Origin of the sequence: Aurantimonas coralicida DSM 14790, assembly GCF_000421645.1 — a bacterium.
Taxonomy (GTDB): Bacteria; Pseudomonadota; Alphaproteobacteria; order Rhizobiales; family Rhizobiaceae; genus Aurantimonas; species Aurantimonas coralicida.
Map to the genome: position 1 here is coordinate 845,504 of NZ_ATXK01000001.1, position 20,489 is coordinate 865,992.

The following is a 20,489-nucleotide window of genomic DNA, read 5'->3' on the forward strand; positions in this document are numbered from 1 at the left end:
AAACCTGCATGACGGTGCCGCGGTTCCCGCCGATGCCCCGCGGCCCGGTCGGCGGCTTGTGTAAGGCGCGACGCTCAGAACAGTTCGAGCTGGGCCGTCCGCTGCACCTTCGGCACGAAGCGTTCGCGCAAACCGGCGCTGTCCGTCGCCGCGCCCGGCGACCAGTCGAGCGCCTCGATGAACGGCCGAACCTTGTCCACCGACTGGCAGAGCCGCGCCACGTCGTCGAGGCGCAGGCTGCGATGCCGCCGCGTCGACAGGATGCGGTTCACCGCCCGCGTGCCGAGACCCGGCACCCGCAAGAGCATCTCGCGGTCGGCACGGTTGACGTTGACGGGAAACCGCTCGCGATGCTTCAGCGCCCAGGCGAGCTTCGGGTCGATCGCCAGATCCAGCATGCCCCCGTCGCCGCCCGCGACGATTTCGCCGCGGTCGAAGCCGTAGAAGCGCATCAGCCAGTCGGCCTGGTAAAGCCGGTGCTCGCGCATCAGCGGCGGCTTGGAGAGCGGCAGCCGGCTCGAGGCGTCGGGGATCGGCGAGAAGGCCGAGTAATAGACGCGCTTCAGATGATAATTGCCGTAGAGATTTTCCGACCGGCCAAGGATCGCGTCGTCGTCCGATCCGTCGGCGCCGATGATCATCTGGGTCGACTGGCCGCCGGGCGAAAAGCGCTTCGGCTTGGCACGGTCCCGCTTCTCGCCCTTGTGCTCCTCGATCTTGGCGCGCAGATGCCCCATCGACCTGCGGATATCGCGCGGGTTCTTTTCCGGCGCGAAGGCTTCCAGTGTCACGTCGGTCGGCAGCTCGATGTTGATCGACAGGCGGTCGGCGAACAGCCCCGCCTCCTCGATCAGCGCCGGTGCGGCGTCGGGGATCGTCTTCAGGTGGATGTAGCCGCGGAAATTCTCCTCCAGCCGCAGCTTGCGGGCGATCCGCACCATCTCCTCCATCGTGTAGTCGGAGCTGCGGATGATGCCGGAGGAGAGAAACAGCCCCTCGATGTAGTTGCGCCGGTAGAAGGACATCGTCAGGTCGACGACCTCCTGCACCGAAAAACGCGCCCGCGGCACGTTCGACGACGAGCGATTGACGCAATAGACGCAGTCATAGACGCAGAAATTCGTCATCAGGATCTTGAGCAGCGAGATGCAGCGCCCGTCCGGAGCGTAGGCATGGCAGATGCCCGAGCCTTCGGTCGAGCCGATGCCGCCGGACTTCGACGAGTCGCGGCGGGTCGAGCCGCTGGACGCGCAGGAGGCGTCGTATTTGGCGGCGTCCGAGAGGATCGCCAGCTTGTCGATGAGTGTGGTCTTGGCCATCCCGCCTGTATAGGGTTCTCGGAATGTTCCTGCGAGCGGTCGCGGCCGGATTGCCCTGCTACAGGCTGTCGCAGGTGGTCACTCCGGAGCCGCTCCAAGCGCTTCGGGCTGCGCTAGATGCGAGGCGCCATCCTGTACGAGCCCACAAACGAAAACGGCCGGGCTGAAGCCCGGCCGTCGCATCATGGAAGGGTTGCCGAAGCCTAGTGCGACTGCGCCTTGGCGACCGCGCGCTTGGTGACGACCTTGACGAGGTTGGCCCGGTAATCCGACGAGCCGTGCAGATCGGCCAGCATGTCGCTCGGATCGACCGACAGCCCCTCAATGGCGGAGCCGTCGAAATTCGCCGACAGCGCCTGCTCGGCGGCTTCCCAGCGGAACGTGCCGTTCGAGCCCGCGCCGGTGACGCCGACCTTCACGCCATCGCCACGCTTGGCGACGAATACGCCGCACATGGCGTAGCGCGAGGCCGGGTTGCGAAACTTCTCGTAGCCGCACTGGTCCGGCGCCTCGAAGGACACCGCGGTGACGATCTCGTCCTCTTCCAGCGCGGTCTCGAACAGGCTGACGAAGAATTCGTCCGCCGGCATTTCGCGCTTGGAGGTGTGGATCGTCGCGCCCATCGCCTTCAGGGCGGCCGGATAATCGGCGGCCGGATCGTAATTGGCGACCGAGCCGCCGATCGTGCCCATGTGGCGCACGGCAATGTCGCCGATCAGCCCGGCCAGCGAGGCAAAGCCCGGACAGGTCGACTTGATGCCCTCATGGGCAGCGATCTCGGCATGGGTCGTGCCACCGCCGATGCGGATCGAGCGGCCCTCGACGCTGATGCCCTTGAGCTCGGCGACGTGGCGCAGATCGACCAGCGCCGTCGGGGCGGCGAGGCGTTGCTTCATGGTCGGGATCAACGTCATCCCGCCGGAGAGGAACTTGCCCTCCCCGCCGCTGTCGCCGACCAGCCGGACGGCCTCGTCGAGGGTCGAGGGGCGATGATAGGTGGTCTCGTACATCTCAGGTCTCCCTTGGCGCCGGGTCGCGCCTGTCCTGTCCAGGCGCGGGCCGCGCGGCGCGGCTGTCTCGATGGGACCAGGGGTCCCGGAAGGCTGCCGGCGGCCAGTCTGCGGCCGCCGGACGATCAGGCCGCCGTCAGGTGACGGCGTGGAGCGCCCGCCACACCTTCTGCGGCGTCGCCGGCATGGTCAGGTCGTTGTTGCCGATGGCATCGGTGATGGCGTTGATGACGGCCGGCGGCGAACCGATCGCGCCGGCCTCGCCGCAGCCCTTCATGCCGAGCGGATTGCCGGGGCACAGCGTCTCGTTGGTCGACACGTCGAACATCGGCAGATCCCAGGCCCGCGGCATGGCATAGTCCATGTAGGACGCCGTCACGAGCTGGCCGGTCTCGTCGTAATGGGCGCCTTCCAGCAAAGCCTGGCCGATGCCCTGGGCGAGACCGCCATGCACCTGTCCCTCGACGATCATCGGATTGATAACCCGGCCGAAATCGTCGGCCGCGACGAACTGCACGATCTCGGTGGTGCCGGTCTCCGGATCCACCTCGACCTCGCAGATGTAGCAGCCGGCCGGGAAGGTGAAGTTGGTCGGATCGTAGAACGCGCCCTCCTTCAGGCCCGGCTCCATGCCGTCCGGCAGATTGTGGCCGGTATAGGCGCCGAGACAGACCTCGTGCCAGCCCAGCGACTTGTCGGTGCCCGCGACCTTCACCTCGCCATTCTCGATGACGATGTCGCCCTCGTCGGCTTCCAGGAGATGCGCGGCGATCTTCTTGGCCTTGGCCTCGACCTTGTCGAGCGCCTTGTGGATCGCCGACATGCCGACCGCGCCGGAGCGCGAGCCATAGGTGCCCATGCCGAACTGCACCTTGTCGGTGTCGCCATGGATCACCTGGACGTTGTCGACCGGCAGGCCGAAACGCTCGGCGACGAGCTGGGCGAAGGTCGTCTCGTGGCCCTGGCCGTGGCTGTGCGAGCCGGTGAGAATCTCGATCGTGCCGACCGGATTGACCCGGACCTCGGCCGATTCCCACAGGCCGACGCCGGCGCCGAGCGAGCCCACCGCCTTCGACGGCGCAATGCCGCAGGCCTCGATGTAGCAGCTCATGCCGAGGCCGCGCAGCTTGCCGCGGGACTGGGCCTCGGCCCGGCGGGCCTCGAAGCCGGCGACGTCCGCCGCCTGCATGCCGGCATCCAGCGTCGCGTCGAAATCGCCGGCGTCATACGCCATGATGACCGGCGTCTGGTGCGGGAAGGAGCGGATGAAGTTCTTGCGGCGCAGTTCCGCCGGCGAAACACCGAGCTCGCGCGCTGCCGTCTCCATAGTCCGCTCGATGACGTAGGTCGCCTCGGGCCGGCCGGCGCCCCGATAGGCGTCCACCGGCACGGTGTTGGTGTAGACGGCCCTGACATTGGCGTGGATCGCCGGGATGTCGTACTGGCCCGACAGCAGCGTCGCGTAGAGATAGGTCGGGGTCGCCGACGAGAACAGCGACATGTAGGCGCCCAGATTGGCCACCGTGTCGACCTTGAGGCCGAGGATCTTGTTGTCGGCGTCCAGCGCCATCTCGACTTCGGTCACGTGGTCGCGGCCGTGGGCGTCGGTCAGGAACGCCTCGGTGCGATCGGACGTCCACTTCACCGGCACGCCTGTGCGCTTGGATGCCCACAGGCAGACGATCTCTTCGGGATAAATGTAGATCTTGGAGCCGAAGCCGCCGCCCACATCCGGCGCGATCACCCGCAGCTTGTGCTCCGGCGCGACATTGTAGAAGGCGCTCATCACCAGCCGGGCGACATGCGGATTCTGCGAGGTGGTCCAGCAGGTGTAGTGGTCGTCGGCGGCGTCGTAATGGCCGAGTGCCGCGCGCGGCTCCATCGGGTTCGGCACCAGCCGGTTGTTGACGATGTGCAGCCTGGTGACGTGGGCGGCATTGGTGAAGGCCGCGTCGGTCGCGCCCTTGTCGCCCAGCTCCCAGTCGAAGATCAGGTTGTTCTCGGCTTCCGGATGGAGTTGCGGCGCGCCATCCTTCAGCGCCTCGACGGCGCTGACCACGGCCGGCAGCTCGTCATAGTCGACCATCACCGCTTCGGCCGCGTCGCGCGCCTGCATCTGGGTTTCGGCGACCACCACCGCGACGGCCTGGCCCACATGGCGGATCTTCTCCACCGCCAGCGCCGGCCAGGCGCCCATCTTCATCGGCGTGCCGTCCTTGGAGGACACCGCCCAGCCGCAGATCAGATTGCCGATGCCGTCGCCCTGCAGCTGCTCGCCGGTCAGGATGCCGATGACGCCCGGCATTCCCTTGGCCTCGTCCATGTCGATGCCGGAGATCGTCGCATGGGCGTGGGGCGAGCGCACGAACGCCGCGTATTTCATGCCCGGCACGACCATGTCGTCGACATAGCGGCCACGTCCGGTGATGAACCGGCGATCCTCCTTGCGCAGAACCTTTGCGCCGATGCCTTCGATACCCATAGAAAACCTCCCAATTTTCGCCGGGGGCCGGGATCACCGTCGGGATCGCTGCGGCCGCCCTGATCCGTGGCGACCCGAAGGCCGCCCTGCCTCCCTATTCGGCCGCGACCTGCTGCGGCTGCGATGCGCCGGCGGCGGCCAGGATCGCCTTGACGATGTTGTGGTAGCCGGTGCAGCGACAGATGTTGCCCTCCAGGCCGTCGCGCACCGCCTTCTCGTCGAGCGCGCTGCCGTGCTGGCGGATCAGGTCGACCGCCGTCATGATCATGCCCGGGGTGCAGAAGCCGCACTGCAGGCCGTGATGCTCGCGGAAGGCCGTCTGCACCGGATGCAGCTCGGCGCCGTCGGCCAGTCCCTCGATCGTCGTCACCGAGGCGCCCGAGGCCTGGACGGCCAGCATGGTGCAGGACTTCACGGCCTTGCCGTCCACATGGACCACGCAGGCCCCGCACTGCGAGGTGTCGCAGCCGACATGGGTGCCGGTCAGGCCGAGATTTTCGCGCAGGAAGGTGACGAGCAGTGTGCGGTCTTCGACCGCGCCCTTCATCTCCCGACCGTTCACCGTGATCGTCACGTCACTCATCGATATCCTCCCCGGGGGTCTGATCGCATCGTCCCGCATCGCTGCCGGACGGGCGAATGTCTGCGAGGCGTCGACTACCCACGCCACGGCTCCGGCGCGAGCTTGCCCTTTGCCGGGGATCGCTTCAAGCGCTTTTCAGAATCGTTCCATGGTACGGCGTCGCCGGCGCGGGTCTGGTTGCAGCCGAAACCACCGGTGCGGAGAGGCCGGCGCCTGCCCTTCAAATCGTCTGCCGCCCGACCTCGCGGCCAAGCGTCGCAATGACGTTCCGACAGGTGTGACCCCGGCGGCACGGGACCGGCGGAAATCAGCTACACGTTAACGTCACCGGACGAAATATCCCCGCCAGTAGGTTGTTATTTCATCAAATCCCAGCATGCTGACCGCCAGCCCGAGGAGGGGTCGCGGCAGCCTTTCGTGCGCCGTCACCGGACATCGTGAAGCCGGCTTCGGGTGCCGCTCCAACGGTCAATGCGGTCAACGGGAAACTGGCGTCTTTGCGGTATCGGTTCCACACCAGCCACATGCTTGCACGCGCTGCCCTCGGGGCGGTGCTCGTCATGGCGGCTCCGCAGCGCGCCGCGGCCTTCGAAATCTTCGGATTCAAGTTCTTCGAGGACGAGACCGACGACGCCACCGATATCATCAACCCGATCTCCTACACGGCATCCTTGTCGCTGGCGCCGGGCGTGACCGCTGACGGCGACATCGAAACCGCCCTGAAGGATGCCTCGGTCCTCGTCTCCGACGCCAGCGATCCGGTCTCCGGCTCGCTGGGCCTGATCGCCAAGGCGAAGACCGACCGCAAGCGCCTCGTCGCGACGCTCTACGAGAACGCCCGATACGACGGCCTCGTCGACATCTTCATCGAGGGCCGCAACCTCGCCGACCTGCCGCCGGACACGAAATTCGACACCTCGCGCCCCGTGCCGGTGACGATCCGCGTGACGCCCGGTCCGGTCTACGAACTCGGCCGCGTGGCGATCACCACCGGCGGCCTGCCCGTCGATCCGGCCGAATACGGCCTGGTGCGCGGCGGCTCGGCGAACTCCGTCGATGTCCTGGAAGGCGAGGCGAAGCTCCTGCGCGACCTGCGCAACCAGGGCCGCCCCTTCGTCGCCGTGACCGGCCGCGAGACCGTGGCGGACGCCGCCACCGACGAGCTGGACTATTCCCTTGACGTGTCGCCCGGCGACATCGTCCCCTTCGGCGAGACCTGGGTGGACGGCACCACCGACGTCGATCCCGGCTTCGTCGCCTACATGGCCGGCGTGAAGGCCGGCGAGGTCTTCTCGCCCGACGAACTGGCCGCGGCCCGCAAGCGCCTCGTCGAGCTCGGTGTGTTTTCCAGCGTGACGGTGAAGCCCGGCGCGGCCCAGGCCGCCGACGGCACCCTGCCGGTGCAGGTCGAGGTGGCCGAGCGCAAGTTCGGCTTCTACGGCCTCGGCGCCACCTACTCCAACACCGAGGGCGCCGGCGCCTCGGGCTATGTCGGCTATCGCAACCTGTTCGGCCGGGCGGAATCGATCCGCCTCGACGCCTCGATCTCGCGCATCGGCGCCACCGCGATCAGCGACGAGGCCCGCGAGATCAGCGGCCCGGACTACGCCACCTCGCTGGTGTTCAAGAAGCCCGGCGTGCTCGGTCCCGATTCGGTCTATATCGGCTCGATCGAGGCCGGCCGGCAGCAGCCGCTGGCCTATGACCGCGAATTCGTCGCCGTCACCAGCGGTGTCGAATACAAGATCGACGAGCAGCAGAAGCTGAGCGCCACGGTGCGCGGCGAATACGAGACCATCGGCGACTTCCTCGGCGAGCGGGACTATCTCCTCGCCTCGGTGCCGGTCACCTACACCTTCGACAGCCGCGACAACGAGTTGAACCCCACCGAGGGCATCTTCGCCAAGGCCTTCGCCGAGCCGACCTACAATGTCGACGACGGCGCCGCCTTCGTGAAGACGCGCGTCGATACGTCGAGCTACCTGTCACTGACCGAGAACGACAGGCTCGTTCTCGCAGGCCGCGTCGGCTACGGCACCATCTTCGGCGCCGATCTCGGCGAAGTGCCCAACGACCGGCGCTTCTTCGCCGGCGGCGGCGGCTCGGTCCGCGGCTACGAATTCCAGTCAATCGGCCCCTATTATCCGTCCAGCGTGCCGGCCGGCAGCGGCTTCAATCCCGACTTCACCGACACGCCCACCGGCGGCCTGTCGCTGTTCGAAGCCTCGCTCGAAGCCCGCGTGGCGGTGACCGACAAGATCCAGATCGTACCCTTTGTCGACGGCGGCACGGTGTCGGACGACCTCGTGCCCGACTTCAACGAGTTCAAGCTCGGCGCCGGCGTCGGCCTGCGCTACCTGACCAGCTTCGGGCCGATCCGCGTCGACGTCGCGGTACCGCTCGATCCGGGCCCGCGCGACGCCAGCTTCCAGTTCTACGCCGGAATCGGACAGGCCTTCTGATGATACGTGCCGGACGCTTCCTGCAGATCGCGGCGACCCTCGTCCTGGGTGGCTTCGTGGCGCTTGCCCCGAGCCGCCCGGCGCAGGCCCAGCAGTTCCTCGCGACCCAGATCGAGAACCTCGTCTCGACCGACACCATGCAGGTGAAGATCGAGGGACTGTCGGGCGCGCTGAGCGGCGACATCCGCATCGAGAACGTCACCGTCTCCGATCCGCAAGGCGTCTTCCTGACAGCCAGCGACCTCGCCATGGACTGGTCGCCGCTGTCTCTCGTTCGCTCCAACGTCTCGATCGACGCGCTGACTGCCGGCAGCATCGTCCTGGAACGCCTGCCAACCGGCCAGCCGGAAGCCGCGCCCGGCGAGGAATCCGGCGGTTTCTCGCTGCCTTCGATCACCGCCGATATCCGCCGCCTGGCGATCGACGAATTCGTGCTCGGCGAGGCGATCGCCGGAACCCGTGCCCGGCTGCGCGCCGAAGCCAGCCTGCAGCTTGCCGCCGATCCGACCGATCTGAACGTGAAGGCCGACATCGAGCGGCTTGATCAGCCCGGCCAGATCGCGCTGGAGATCGGCTATGCGCCGGCCGAGAACCAGCTCAAGATCGACGTCAAGGCCAGCGAGCCGGCGGGCGGCCTCGTCGCGACGCTGCTCGACATTCCCGACCGCCCGGCCGTCGACCTGACCATCAACGGCTCCGGGCCGCTGTCGGCCTTCATGGCCAACGGCTCGCTGGAGGTCGGCGCAGAGACCGCGGCCACCCTCACCGCCCGCGCCGACGATGTCGATGCCGGTCTGCGCGTCTCGGCCTCGCTCAACGTCGCCGCCGAACGCTTCGTACCCGAACAGTTCCAGCGCTACGTCGCCGGCGGCACGGCGCTCGACCTGCAGATGGTGATCCGCGACGACGGCACCTACGCCATCGAGCAGGCGGTCCTCTCCTCCGACGCACTGTCGGCAACGGCCGGCGGCACGCTGGACCTGTCGGGCACCGCCAACGACCTGAATCTGTCGGTCGCCTCGCGCGACAGTGATCCGATCCCCTTCGTGTTCGGCGAGGCGCCGGGCGAGACGAGGATCGAGCTTGCCGGCATCGACGGCACGCTGAAGGGCGCCCTCTCCGCCGCAGCGCTCGACCTGACGCTGCGCCTGCCGCGCGCCGGCTCCGGCGAATATCAGGCCCAGGGGATCAGCGCGAAGATCGCCAGCGCCGGCTTCGACCTCACCGGCTTCCGGGGGGCCTTCGATGCCGATCTGGAGGCCCAGTCCGTCGCGGCGCCCGACGGCATCCAGCAGCGCTTCCTCAACGGCCCGGTGAAGATCGCGCTTGCCGGCGACCTGACCGACACGGGACTGACCTTCCGGCCGAGCGAGGCGGTAACCGATGTCGCCAATCTGCAGATTGAAGGCCAGGCCGCGCTGAATTTCTCGACCTTTGCCCTCGATGTGCAGTCGCGCTTCCAGACCAGCGCCCTCTCGGCCGCCGTGGTGCCGCTGGCCGGCGAGGAACTTGCCGTCGGCGGCCGCTTCGCCCGCACCCCGGACGGCGCGCTGAGCGCCGAGGCGCTGACCGTGCGCGGCGACGGCCTGACGATCGATGGCACCGCCGCCCTCACAAATGATGCGGTCTCCGCCGATATTTCCGGTTCCCTCAACGAGGCCGGCTCCGTCAGCGGTGCCCTCGCCGGTGCCGCGACATTCAGCCTGACCGCCTCCGGCCCGGTCGAAAAACCCGACCTCGATCTGCAGATCTCCGGCAACGGCCTGTCGATCAATGGCCGCGAACTCGCCGACCTGAAGGTCGAGGCCCGCGGCACGCTCAACCCGGCCTCGCCCTCGGGCAGCGTCGCCATCACCGGCACCCTCGACGGCCAGCCTCTGTCGGGCAACGCCACCGTCGAGACGCTGGACAATGGCGACCGCCGGATCACCGACCTCGCCATCCGCCAGGGTCCCAACAGCATCACCGGCGATCTGCGCCTGACCGACGCCTTCGCCCCGGTCGGCACCCTCGCCATCGACGTCAGCGACATCGGCCCGCTGGCAGCGCTCGGCAGCCTCGACGCGTCCGGCGACGTCGTCGGTCAGGTCGACCTCACTGTCGAGAACGACGGCATGCCCGTCGCCGCCATCGACCTGACCGGCGAGCGCCTCTCCGTTGCCGGCAACACGCTCGACGGCGCCCGCATCGACCTGTCGGTGAAGGACTATCTCGGCATTCCGCGCCCGACCGGCACTGTCACCGCCCGCACTATTGCAGCACCCGGCATTGCCGTCAGCGACCTCGAGGTGGCGCTGCGCGAAGACGAACAGGGCACCGATCTCGTCGCCGAGGCGAAGGTCAACGCCGTGCCCTTCGCCCTGGCCGGCAACGTGCTGTTCGAGCCCGACACGACGCTGGTCCGCCTGACCCGCTTGACCGCCGACATCGAGGACGCCGCGATCCGTCTCGCCGAAGAGGCCATCGTTCGGATCGAGGACGGCGTGACGACCCTTTCCGGCATCCGCGTCGATGTCGGGGACGGCGACCTTTCCCTGGATGGCAGCGCCGGCGAAACCCTCGACCTCGCGCTGCGCCTGACCGACGTGCCGGCCGCCGCCGCCAATCCCTTCGTGCCGGGCCTTGCCGCCGCCGGCACCATCGGCGGCACCGCCACCGTCTCCGGCGCGGCAAACGATCCCGCCGCGACCTTCGCCATTATCGGCACCGACCTCGCCGTCGCCAGTTCGCGCGCCGCCAGCGTACCCGCGATCCAGGCGAACCTCACCGGCAGCTATGCCGGCGGCACCCTGACCCTGCAGACCGCAAGGCTCGATCTCGGCGACGGCTCGCTCGACGCGTCCGGCACGATCGGTGACCAGCTCGATCTTGAGGTCGCGATGGATGCCGTCCCGGTGGCGCTGGCCAACGGCTTCGTCGACGGGCTCGACGCCGAAGGCACGCTGACCGGCACGGCGACCGCCACCGGTCCGCGCAGTGATCCCCAGGCGACCTTCGCCCTGTCCGGAACCGGCATCACCGCCGAGGAGATCGCCGCGGCCGGCATCGATCCGCTGACCCTCGATGTTGCCGGCGCCTATGCCGACGGCACCACGACCCTCGACCGCGCCGAACTGATCGTCGGCGATGGCTCGCTCAGCGCCTCCGGCACAATCGGCGAACAGCTCGACATCGAACTGGCCATGCGCCGCCTGCCGGTCGGCCTGGTCAACGGTTTCGTCCCCGGCCTCGACGCCAGCGGCACCCTGTCCGGCACCGCCTCGGCGTCGGGTTCGACCATCGAGCCCGAAGCCGTCTTCGACGTCTCGGGCACCGGCATCACCACCCGGCAGATCGCCCGCTCCGGCGTTGCGCCGCTGGCCCTGCGCCTGACCGGCACCTACGCCGACGCCACCGCCGCGCTGGAAACCGCCGTCATCAATGTCGGCGACGGTTCGTTGGTTGCCACCGGCCGCGTCGGCCAGAATCTCGACCTCGACGTGACCATGACCAATCTGCCGGTCGGGCTCGCCAACGGCTTCGTCGATGGCTTGGCCGCCCGCGGCACGGTCTCCGGCAAGGGAACGGCCACCGGCACGCTCGACAATCCGACCGCCAGCTTCGACCTGACCGGCACGGGCATCACCGCCGACGCCATCGCCGAGAGCGGCATCGACCCGCTGACGGTGGACGCCGCCGGCCGCTATGCCGACGGCACGCTGACCCTCTCGGAAGCCGAGATCGCCGTCGGTGACGGCTCGCTGACCGCCGAGGGCACCGTAGGCGAGACCCTCGACCTGCGCGTTGCCGTCAATGCCATTCCGGTCGGGCTCGCCAATGGCATCGCCCCCGATCTCGGCGCCGAGGGCACGATCTCCGGCACCGCGACCGCCACCGGTTCGCTTGCCGATCCGCAGGCCCGCTTCGACCTCACTGGCTCTGGCATCACGACTCGCCAGATCGCCCAGTCGGGCGTCGCGCCCTTCGCCCTCGACGCCGCCGGCGCCTATGCGAACGGTACCGCCACCATCGAGCGCGCCGACCTGACCGTCGGCGACGGCTCGCTCAAGGCCACCGGCACCGTCGGCGAGCAGCTCGACCTCCGCCTTGCCATCGACGCCCTGCCGGTCGGCCTTGCCAACGGCTTCGTCGACGGCCTCGACGCCGAAGGCACGATCACCGGTTCGGCCACGGCCACCGGCTCCCTGTCCGATCCGCAGGCTCGCTTCGATCTCGCCGGCAGCGACATCACCACCCGCCAGATCGCCCAGTCCGGCGTCGCGCCCCTCGTCCTCGACGCCGCCGGCTCCTATGCCGATGGGACGGCCACCATCGAGCGCGCCGACGTCACCGTGGGTGACGGCTCGCTCCGGGCCACCGGCACGGTCGGTGAGCAACTGGACATCGATGTCGCCATCGACGCCTTGCCCGTTGGGCTTGCCAACGGCTTCGTCGACGGCCTCGGCGCCCGCGGCACCATCTCCGGCTCGGCCTCGGCCACGGGCTCGCTCACCGATCCCGACGCCAGCTTCGACATCACCGCCTCCGACGTGTCTGTCGCCCAGAGCCGCGCCGCCGGCGCGCCGGCGCTGCAGGCGGTCGCGGAAGGCCGCTATGCCGGCGGCACGCTGAACCTCGGCAATGCCCGTATCGACGTTGGCGGCGGCGCCATCACCGTCACCGGTTCGGCCGGCGCCAATGCCCTCGACATCACCGCCGAGATCAGCGCCCTGCCCGCCTCGATCGCCAGCGCCGCGGCGGCCGGCATCGCCCCGCAGGGCACCATCAACGGCACAATCCGCGCCACCGGCGCCCCGTCCAACCCGTCGGTCACCTACGACATCAATGCCAGCGGCGTGTCGATCCAGCAGACCCGCGCCGCCGGCGTCGGCGCCCTGGCCGTCACCACCAGCGGCCGCTTCGCCGACCAGGTGGTCACCACCGACACCAGCCTGACCGGCGACGGCCTCGACTTCAGCGCCAGTGGTTCGGTGAACCTTGCCGGCGGGCCGCAGCTCGACCTGTCGCTGAACGGCTCGGCGCCGCTGTCGCTCGCCAACCGGATCCTCGCCGAAGGCGGCCGCTCCGTGCAGGGCACCGTCCTCGTCGATGCCCGCGTGACCGGCCCCGTGTCCCAGCCCGCGATCGTCGGCACGGTCTCGACCACCGGCGCCCGCTTCATCGACACCGGCGCCAACCTCGCCCTCAACGACATCTCGACGACCATTTCGCTCGACGGACGCACCGCGACGATCCGCGCCTTCGACGCGAACCTGTCCGCCGGCGGCACGCTCGACGTATCCGGCACGGTTGGTCTCGACGGCGGTTTCCCGGCCGACATCACGATCCGGCTCGACGGCGGCCGCTACAACAAGGGCGAACTCGTCACCGCCAGGCTCGACGCCGAACTGACCATCACCGGGCCGCTGACGGGCACGCCGCGTCTGGCCGGCACCATCAATGCCGAGGAGATCAACGTCCTCGTGCCGGAAAACCTGCCGAGCTCGCTCGCCCGCATCGACGTGACCCATCGCAACGCCGCCCCCGCCGTCTACGAGCAGCAGCGCGAGATCTCGCCCGAGCGCGCCGATGGCGGCAACAGCGGCGGCGGCATCGATCTCGACCTGACCTTCAACGCGCCCAATCGGGTGTTCGTGCGCGGCCGCGGCCTCGACGTCGAACTCGGCGGCCGGATCTCCATCACCGGCTCGGCCGCCTTCCCGAATGTCGTCGGCGGCTTCGACCTGCAGCGCGGCCGCTTCTCCATCCTCGGCAAGCGCCTCGATTTCGACCGCGGTCGGCTGAGCTTCACCGGCGGCCTGACGCCCTATCTCGACCTCGTGGCCCGCTCCACCGCCGGCGACGCCACCGTATTCATCACCGTCACCGGTCCGGCCGACGATCCGAGCTTCAACTTCTCCTCCGAGCCGACCCTGCCCCAGGACGAGGTGCTGGCACGGCTGATCTTCGGCCAGGGCACCTCCGACCTGTCGCCGCTGCAGATCGCCCAGCTCGCCGAAGCCGCGGCCTCGCTCGCCGGCGTCGGCGGCAGCAGCGGCCTTCTGGAGAATCTGCGCTCGCAGCTCGGCGTCGACGATCTCGACATCCGCACCGCAGCCGACGGCACCACCGCGGTGGGTGTCGGCAAGTATCTGAACGAGAACACCTATGTCGGCGTCGACACGAGCGGCCGGGTGACCATCGATCTCGATCTCGGCTCGGGCCTCAGCGCCCGCGGCGCGGTGACCTCCTCCGGCGGCGGCGAGGTCGGCGTCTTCTACGAAGGCGAGTTCTAGACGTCCGACCCGGATCGCGGTGACGCAGTGTCGCCGCCGCCAGGCGTCTCGCGACGACATTCTCGGATGAACCTTTCTCGCCGTCGGCCCGTTGGGGACCCAGAAGGCACGAGCGCGCCGGCATGTCCGGCCCGCCGCGCCCGCCCCGAAACGACAGGCAGGAGACCGACAATGATGTCGTCGAAATTCGATCACCCGACCCATGGCTCGTACGACAAGCCCGAGGACGTCCTGAAGGACGACCGGCTGTCCGACGGCGAGAAGGAAACCATCCTGTCGGAATGGCGCTCCTCGCTGCAGCAGATCCTGAAGAACGACCCGAACGTGCCCGAGGTGAAGGCCACCAGCGAGTCCCTCGATGCCGCGATCGAGAAGCTGTCGGCCGCACGCACCTGATCCGTCGCCGTCGGCTTCGCCCGACGGTCCGATCCGCGCCTCTGTCCGGGCGCCGGCTTCGTGCTAACTAGCGAAGCGGCCCGGCCGGACGGCGCGGACCGGTGCATGAAACGACGCGTGACCATCAGGAGAGACCATGCCCACGAGCATCAATCCGGCGACGGGCGAGACCATTGAGGAATTCGCCGCGCACACCGACGCCGATATCGAGCGCACCCTCGCCAATGCCGATCTGGCCTTCCGCGACTGGCGCAAGACCTCCTTCGCCCGGCGCGCCGAGGTCCTGATGCGGGCTGCCGACCAGATGGACAAACGCAAGACCGAGCTCGCCCGCATCGCCACCATGGAGATGGGCAAGCGGCTGAAGGAGGCCGAGGCCGAGGTCGGCAAATGCGCCAACGCCCTGCGCTTCTATGCCGAGAACGCCGAGAAATTCGTCGCCGACGATGTGCGGGACGGTCCCGCCGGCCGCAATTTCGTGACCTATCTGCCGATCGGCCCGGTTCTGGCGGTCATGCCGTGGAACTTCCCCTACTGGCAGTGCATGCGCTTTGCCGCCCCGGCGATCATGGCCGGCAATGTCGGCATCCTGAAGCACGCCTCCAATGTCAGCCAGTGCGCGCTGGAGATCGAGCGCATCTTCCTCGACGCCGACGCGCCGCAGGGCGTCTTCCAGACCCTTCTGATCTCCTCCTCCAAGGTCGAGGGGATCCTCAAGGACAGCCGCGTGCGCGCTGCCACCCTGACTGGCAGCGAGGGCGCCGGCTCGGCCGTCGCGTCCACGGCCGGCTCCGAGATCAAGAAGACCGTGCTCGAACTTGGCGGCTCCGACCCCTTCATAGTCATGCCCTCCGCCGACATCGCCAAGGCGGTCGAGGTGGGCGTCACCGCCCGCATGCAGAACAACGGCCAGAGCTGCATCGCCGCCAAGCGCTTCATCGTCCATGAGGACGTCTACGAGGATTATCTCGGCCGCTACACCGAGGCCGTCGAAGCCATCAAGCTCGGCGACCCGATGGCCGACGACACCGGCATGGGCCCGCTGGCCATGAAGGCCGGCGTCGACGACCTGAAGGACCAGATCGACAGATCGGTCAGCGCCGGAGCCAAGCTCGTGACAGGCGGCAAGGCGCCGGAGGGTCCGGGCTATTTCTTCCAGCCGTCGATCCTCGCCGACGTGCCGGAGAGCGCGCCGGCCTATCGCGAAGAGCTGTTCGGCCCCTGCGCGATCATGTTCAAGGTCAAGTCGATCGACGAGGCCATCGGCCTCGCCAATGATTCCGAATTCGGTCTCGGCGGTTCGGCCTGGACCACCGAGCCGGCAGAGCAGGAACGCTTCATCCGCGAGCTCGACCAGGGCGGCACCCACATCAACCGCATGACCGCATCCGACCAGCGCCTGCCCTTCGGCGGCGTCAAGCGCTCCGGCTACGGCCGCGAACTGGCGCACGAAGGCATGCTGGAATTCATGAATGTGAAGACCGTCACGATCGACTGAGACGACAGCGGAAGGGGTCGGCAGGTTTCGCAGCTGCCGGCCCTTCTTTCACGAAATCGAGCGCCGCGAATTGCAGCATCGCCAAAATGTGCCCTATAATAGGGCACATCAGGCCATGAGCGGCGCCGACCCGGCGTTTGCCTCCTATCCACAACCGGCATAAAAGGCCGCAGGCAGGCGCTTTCTTGCGACGACCGCATCACACATCATGGCAGGGCAATTCATGAGCCAGACGTCCGATTCCGGCGCTCCTCCTGCGGCTGCGGAACTGACCGGCATGGCCCGGCAGGCCGCCGATCGCGGCATCCGCTCGCTGTTTTCCGACGATCCGAGCCGCTATTCGGAATTTTCCGCCGCGCTGGGCGATCTCGTCCTCGACTATTCCAAGACGGCCATCGACGACGATACCCGTGACGCCCTGATCGCATTGGCCCGCAGCCGCGGTGTCGAGGTCCGGCGCGACGCCATGTTCGCCGGCGAGCCGATCAACTTCACCGAAGACCGCTCGGTGCTGCACATGGCGCTGCGCGCCGAGCCGATGGACGGCTTCCGCGCCGCCGGCAACCCGGTCAGCGGCGCCGTGGCGGACGTTCTGAAGGCGATGAGCGCCTTCGCCGAGGGCGTGCGCAACGGCACCATCACCGGCGCCCGCGACACGCAGATCACCGACGTGGTCAATATCGGCATCGGCGGCTCCGATCTCGGCCCGGCCATGGCGACCCTGGCGCTGGCGCCCTATCACGACGGGCCGCGCACGCATTTCGTCTCCAATGTCGACGGCGCGCATATCGCCGACACGCTGAAGACCCTGGACCCCGCCTCCACGCTCTTCATCATCGCGTCGAAGACCTTCACCACCATCGAGACCATGACCAACGCCGCCGCTGCGCGCCGCTGGATCAGCGACGCGCTGGGCGAGGACGCGGTGGGCGAGCATTTCGTCGCCGTCTCCACCGCGCTGGACAAGGTCGCCGATTTCGGCATCGCCTCGGAGCGCATCTTCGGCTTCTGGGACTGGGTCGGCGGTCGCTACTCGATCTGGTCGGCGATCGGCCTGCCGCTGATGATCGCCATCGGCGCATCTGGCTTCCGCGACTTCCTCGCCGGTGCCCGCGAGATGGACACCCATTTCCGCACTGCGCCGCTGGACCAGAACCTGCCGGTCCTGCTCGGGCTCGTCGGCTATTGGCACCGGGCGCTCTGCGACTATCCGACCCGCGCTGTCATCCCCTACGACCAGCGGCTCTCGCGCTTCCCCGCCTATCTCCAGCAGCTCGACATGGAATCGAACGGCAAGCGCGTCGGCCTCGACGGCGAAACCGTTCCCGTGAGCGGTCCGGTGGTCTGGGGCGAGCCCGGCACCAACGGCCAGCACGCCTTCTTCCAGCTCATCCACCAGGGCACCGACATCATTCCCGTCGAGTTTCTGGTCGGCGCCAATGCCCACGAGCCGGCCGAGATGCGGGTCCATCAGGATCTGCTGCTGGCCAATTGCCTGGCCCAGAGCGAGGCGCTGATGCGCGGCCGCACGCTCGACGAGGCGCGCCGGCAGCTTCTCGACGGCGGCATGGAGCCCGAGCAGGCCGAGCGGATCGCGCCGCATCGCGTATTCCCGGGCGACCGGCCGTCGATCACCCTGCTCTACCGCCAGCTCGACCCGGCCACGCTCGGCCGCCTGATCGCGCTCTACGAGCACCGGGTCTTCGTCGAGGCCCAGCTCTACGGCATCAACGCCTTCGATCAATGGGGCGTCGAACTCGGCAAGGAACTGGCCAACCGGCTGGTTCCCGTCATCACCGGCGAGACCTCGGCAGAGGGGCGCGACAGCTCCACCGCCGGTCTCGTTGCAGCAATCCACAAACTGAGGGGGTCATGATGGCCGACATGACGAACGAGGTCGATTCCGCCCTGGACGGAACCGGTGCCCCGACACCTGCACCCCGCAAGAACGACCCGGAGACGCTGGCCCGGCAGATCGTCGAGAAGCTGACCTACGCCGTCGGCAAGACCCCGGCCGAGGCGCGGCGCTACGACTGGCTCGAAGCGACGACACTGGTCATCCGCGACCGGATCATCGACCAGTGGATGGAATCCTCCCAGCGCGCCAAGACCAGCGGCGAGAAGCGCGTCTGCTACCTGTCGATGGAATTCCTGATCGGCCGCCTGCTGCGCGATGCGATCAACAATCTCAACCTGACCGAGCCGATCCGCGAGGCGCTGTCGCGCTACGGCGTCGATCTCGATCTCGTCGAACTGCTGGAGCCCGACGCCGCGCTCGGCAATGGCGGCCTCGGCCGCCTCGCCGCCTGCTTCATGGAGTCGATGGCCTCCACCGACATTCCCGGCTTCGGCTACGGCATCCGCTACGTCCACGGCTTCTTCCGCCAGGAAATCGCCGACGGTGCGCAGGTGGAGTTGCCCGAAACCTGGCTCGCCCATGGCAATCCCTGGGAGTTCGAGCGCCGCGAACTCGCCTACGAGATCGGCTTCGGCGGCAAGGTCACCACCATCCAGGAGCCCGGCCGCCCGGCCCGGCAGGTCTGGCGCCCGGCCGAGCGCGTTCTCGCCGTCGCCTACGACACGCCGATCGTCGGCTGGCGCGGACGCCGCGTGAACACGCTGCGCCTGTGGAGCGCCCAGCCGCTCGACCCGATCCTGCTCGACGCCTTCAATTCCGGCGATCACATCGGCGCCCTGGTCGAATCCAACAAGGCCGAGGCGATCACCCGCATCCTCTATCCGGCCGACTCCCACCAGGCTGGCCAGGAACTGCGCCTGCGGCAGGAGTATTTCTTCTCCTCCGCCTCGCTGCAGGACATCATCCGGCGCCATCTCCACGCCAACGAGAATCTGTCGAACCTCGCCGACAAGTTCTCGATCCAGCTCAACGACACCCATCCGGCGGTCTCGGTCGCCGAGCTGATGCGGCTCCTGATCGACGTGCACGGCCATGAATGGGCCGAGGCCTGGGAGATCACCCGCAACACCTTCTCCTATACCAACCACACGCTGCTGCCCGAGGCGCTGGAGCACTGGCCGATCCATCTGTTCGAGCGGCTCCTGCCGCGCCAGATGCAGATCATCTACGCCATCAATGCCGGCGTCATCCGCGAGGCGGCGCAGGAAAAGGGCTTCGACGACTCCCGGATCGCCGCGATCTCGCTGATCGACGAGGGCAATGGCCGGCGCGTGCGCATGGGCCAGCTCGCCTTCGTCGGCAGCCATGCCGTCAACGGCGTCTCGGCCCTGCACACCGAACTGATGAAGGAGACGGTGTTCCACCATCTCCACCTGCTCTATCCCGACCGCATCGAGAACAAGACCAATGGCGTGACCCCGCGCCGCTGGATCATGCAGGCCAACCCCGGCCTCACCGAACTCGTGACCGATGCGATCGGCCCGGCCTTCCTCGACGATATCGAGAAGATAGCCGATCTCGATCCGCTGGCCGACGATGCCGCCTTCCGCGAGCGCTTCGCGGCGGTCAAGCGCCGCAACAAGGAGCAGCTCTCCAACCTCATCGGCGAGCGCATGGCGACGCAGGTCGATCCGGGCGCGATCTTCGACATCCAGGTCAAGCGCATCCACGAATACAAGCGCCAGTTCCTGAACATCATCGAGGCGATCGCCCTCTACGACCAGATCCGCTCGCATCCCGAGCGCGACTGGTCGCCCCGCGTCAAGATCTTCGCCGGCAAGGCGGCGCCGAGCTACGCCCAGGCCAAGGAGATCATCCACCTCGCCAACGACGTCGCCCGCACGATCAACAGCGATCCGGCGGTCCGCGACCTCCTGAAGGTGGTGTTCATCCCGAACTACAATGTCAGCCTCGCCGAGATCATCATGCCGGCGGCCGACCTGTCGGAGCAGATCTCGACAGCCGGCCTCGAGGCGTCCGGCACCGGCAACATGAAGTTCGCCATGAACGGCGCGCTGACCATCGGCACCCTCGACGGCGCCAATGTCGAGATGCTGGAGCATGTCGGCGAGGACAACATCTTCATCTTCGGCCTGACCGCCGAGGAAGTCGCCCAGCGGCGGCGCGAGGCCCATAGCGGCCGCTCGATCATCGCCGAGCTTCCGCTGCTGCGCGAGGCGCTGGACGCCATCTCCTCGGGCGTCTTCTCGCCGGAGGACCCGGCGCGCTACCACAACCTGGTCTCGAACCTCTACAACAACGACTGGTGGATGACCTGCGCCGACTTCCAGGCCTATTGGGACACCCAGCGCCGTCTGGACGTGCTCTGGCAGGACCAGGACGAGTGGCAGGCCAAGGCCGTGCGCAACACCGCGCGCATGGGCTGGTTCTCCTCCGACCGTTCGATCCGCGAATATGCCCGCGACATCTGGAAGGCCGGTCCGGACGCCTGATTCCCATAGCTGAGGCGATTGATCGCGATCCGGCATGGCGTCGGGCCGCGTCTGCGCTATGTTCGACATGCGTGGGGGAAGAACGATCGGGTG

The 20,489-nt window shown here is 68.1% G+C and carries 10 protein-coding genes; 6 read left to right on the plus strand and 4 right to left on the minus strand.

The genetic code is table 11. The features are described from left to right. Positions 1-74: 74 nt before the first annotated feature. The 4 genes from H536_RS0103935 to H536_RS0103950 all read right to left on the minus strand — a co-directional run bounded on the left by H536_RS0103935 (position 75) and on the right by H536_RS0103950 (position 5,394). Entirely contained in the window at positions 75-1,319 is a 1,245-nt protein-coding gene (locus H536_RS0103935; RefSeq protein ID WP_024349227.1) for a putative DNA modification/repair radical SAM protein, read from the minus strand. A gap of 203 nt (positions 1,320-1,522) precedes the next feature. After that, positions 1,523-2,329, minus strand: coding sequence for an FAD binding domain-containing protein (locus H536_RS0103940; RefSeq protein WP_024349228.1), 807 nt, complete (start codon positions 2,327-2,329; stop codon positions 1,523-1,525). 136 nt (positions 2,330-2,465) lie between these two features. Beyond that, positions 2,466-4,811: a xanthine dehydrogenase family protein molybdopterin-binding subunit gene (locus tag H536_RS0103945; protein ID WP_024349229.1), complete on the minus strand. Its 2,346-nt coding sequence runs from the start codon at positions 4,809-4,811 to the stop codon at positions 2,466-2,468. Between the two features lie 94 nt (positions 4,812-4,905). Continuing rightward, positions 4,906-5,394: a (2Fe-2S)-binding protein gene (locus H536_RS0103950; protein WP_024349230.1), complete on the minus strand. Its 489-nt coding sequence runs from the start codon at positions 5,392-5,394 to the stop codon at positions 4,906-4,908. Positions 5,395-5,954: 560 nt separating this feature from the next. Between H536_RS0103950 and H536_RS0103955 the strand changes: the two genes are divergently transcribed. From H536_RS0103955 to H536_RS0103980, 6 genes are all read left to right on the plus strand, one after another. After that, complete coding sequence (locus H536_RS0103955) at positions 5,955-7,856, plus strand: autotransporter assembly complex protein TamA (RefSeq protein ID WP_244877504.1); 1,902 nt, start codon at positions 5,955-5,957, stop codon at positions 7,854-7,856. Then, a complete protein-coding gene (locus H536_RS0103960) occupies positions 7,856-14,131 on the plus strand; it encodes a translocation/assembly module TamB domain-containing protein (RefSeq protein WP_024349232.1) in 6,276 nt (2,091 codons plus the stop codon). Before H536_RS0103955 ends, H536_RS0103960 begins: the two co-directional genes overlap by 1 nt. A 171-nt stretch (positions 14,132-14,302) precedes the next feature. Further along, entirely contained in the window at positions 14,303-14,527 is a 225-nt protein-coding gene (locus H536_RS0103965) for a hypothetical protein (RefSeq protein WP_024349233.1), read from the plus strand. A gap of 136 nt (positions 14,528-14,663) precedes the next feature. Beyond that, the gene (locus H536_RS0103970; RefSeq protein ID WP_024349234.1) at positions 14,664-16,025 is read left to right on the plus strand and encodes an NAD-dependent succinate-semialdehyde dehydrogenase; all 1,362 of its coding nucleotides are present in this window, start codon (positions 14,664-14,666) and stop codon (positions 16,023-16,025) included. 223 nt (positions 16,026-16,248) lie between these two features. Next, positions 16,249-17,901 carry a glucose-6-phosphate isomerase gene (gene pgi / locus H536_RS0103975; RefSeq protein WP_081651807.1) on the plus strand — a complete coding sequence of 551 codons (1,653 nt, stop codon included), beginning with the start codon at positions 16,249-16,251 and terminating at the stop codon, positions 17,899-17,901. 8 nt (positions 17,902-17,909) lie between these two features. After that, complete coding sequence (locus tag H536_RS0103980; protein ID WP_024349236.1) at positions 17,910-20,396, plus strand: glycogen/starch/alpha-glucan phosphorylase; 2,487 nt, start codon at positions 17,910-17,912, stop codon at positions 20,394-20,396. Positions 20,397-20,489: the final 93 nt, after the last annotated feature.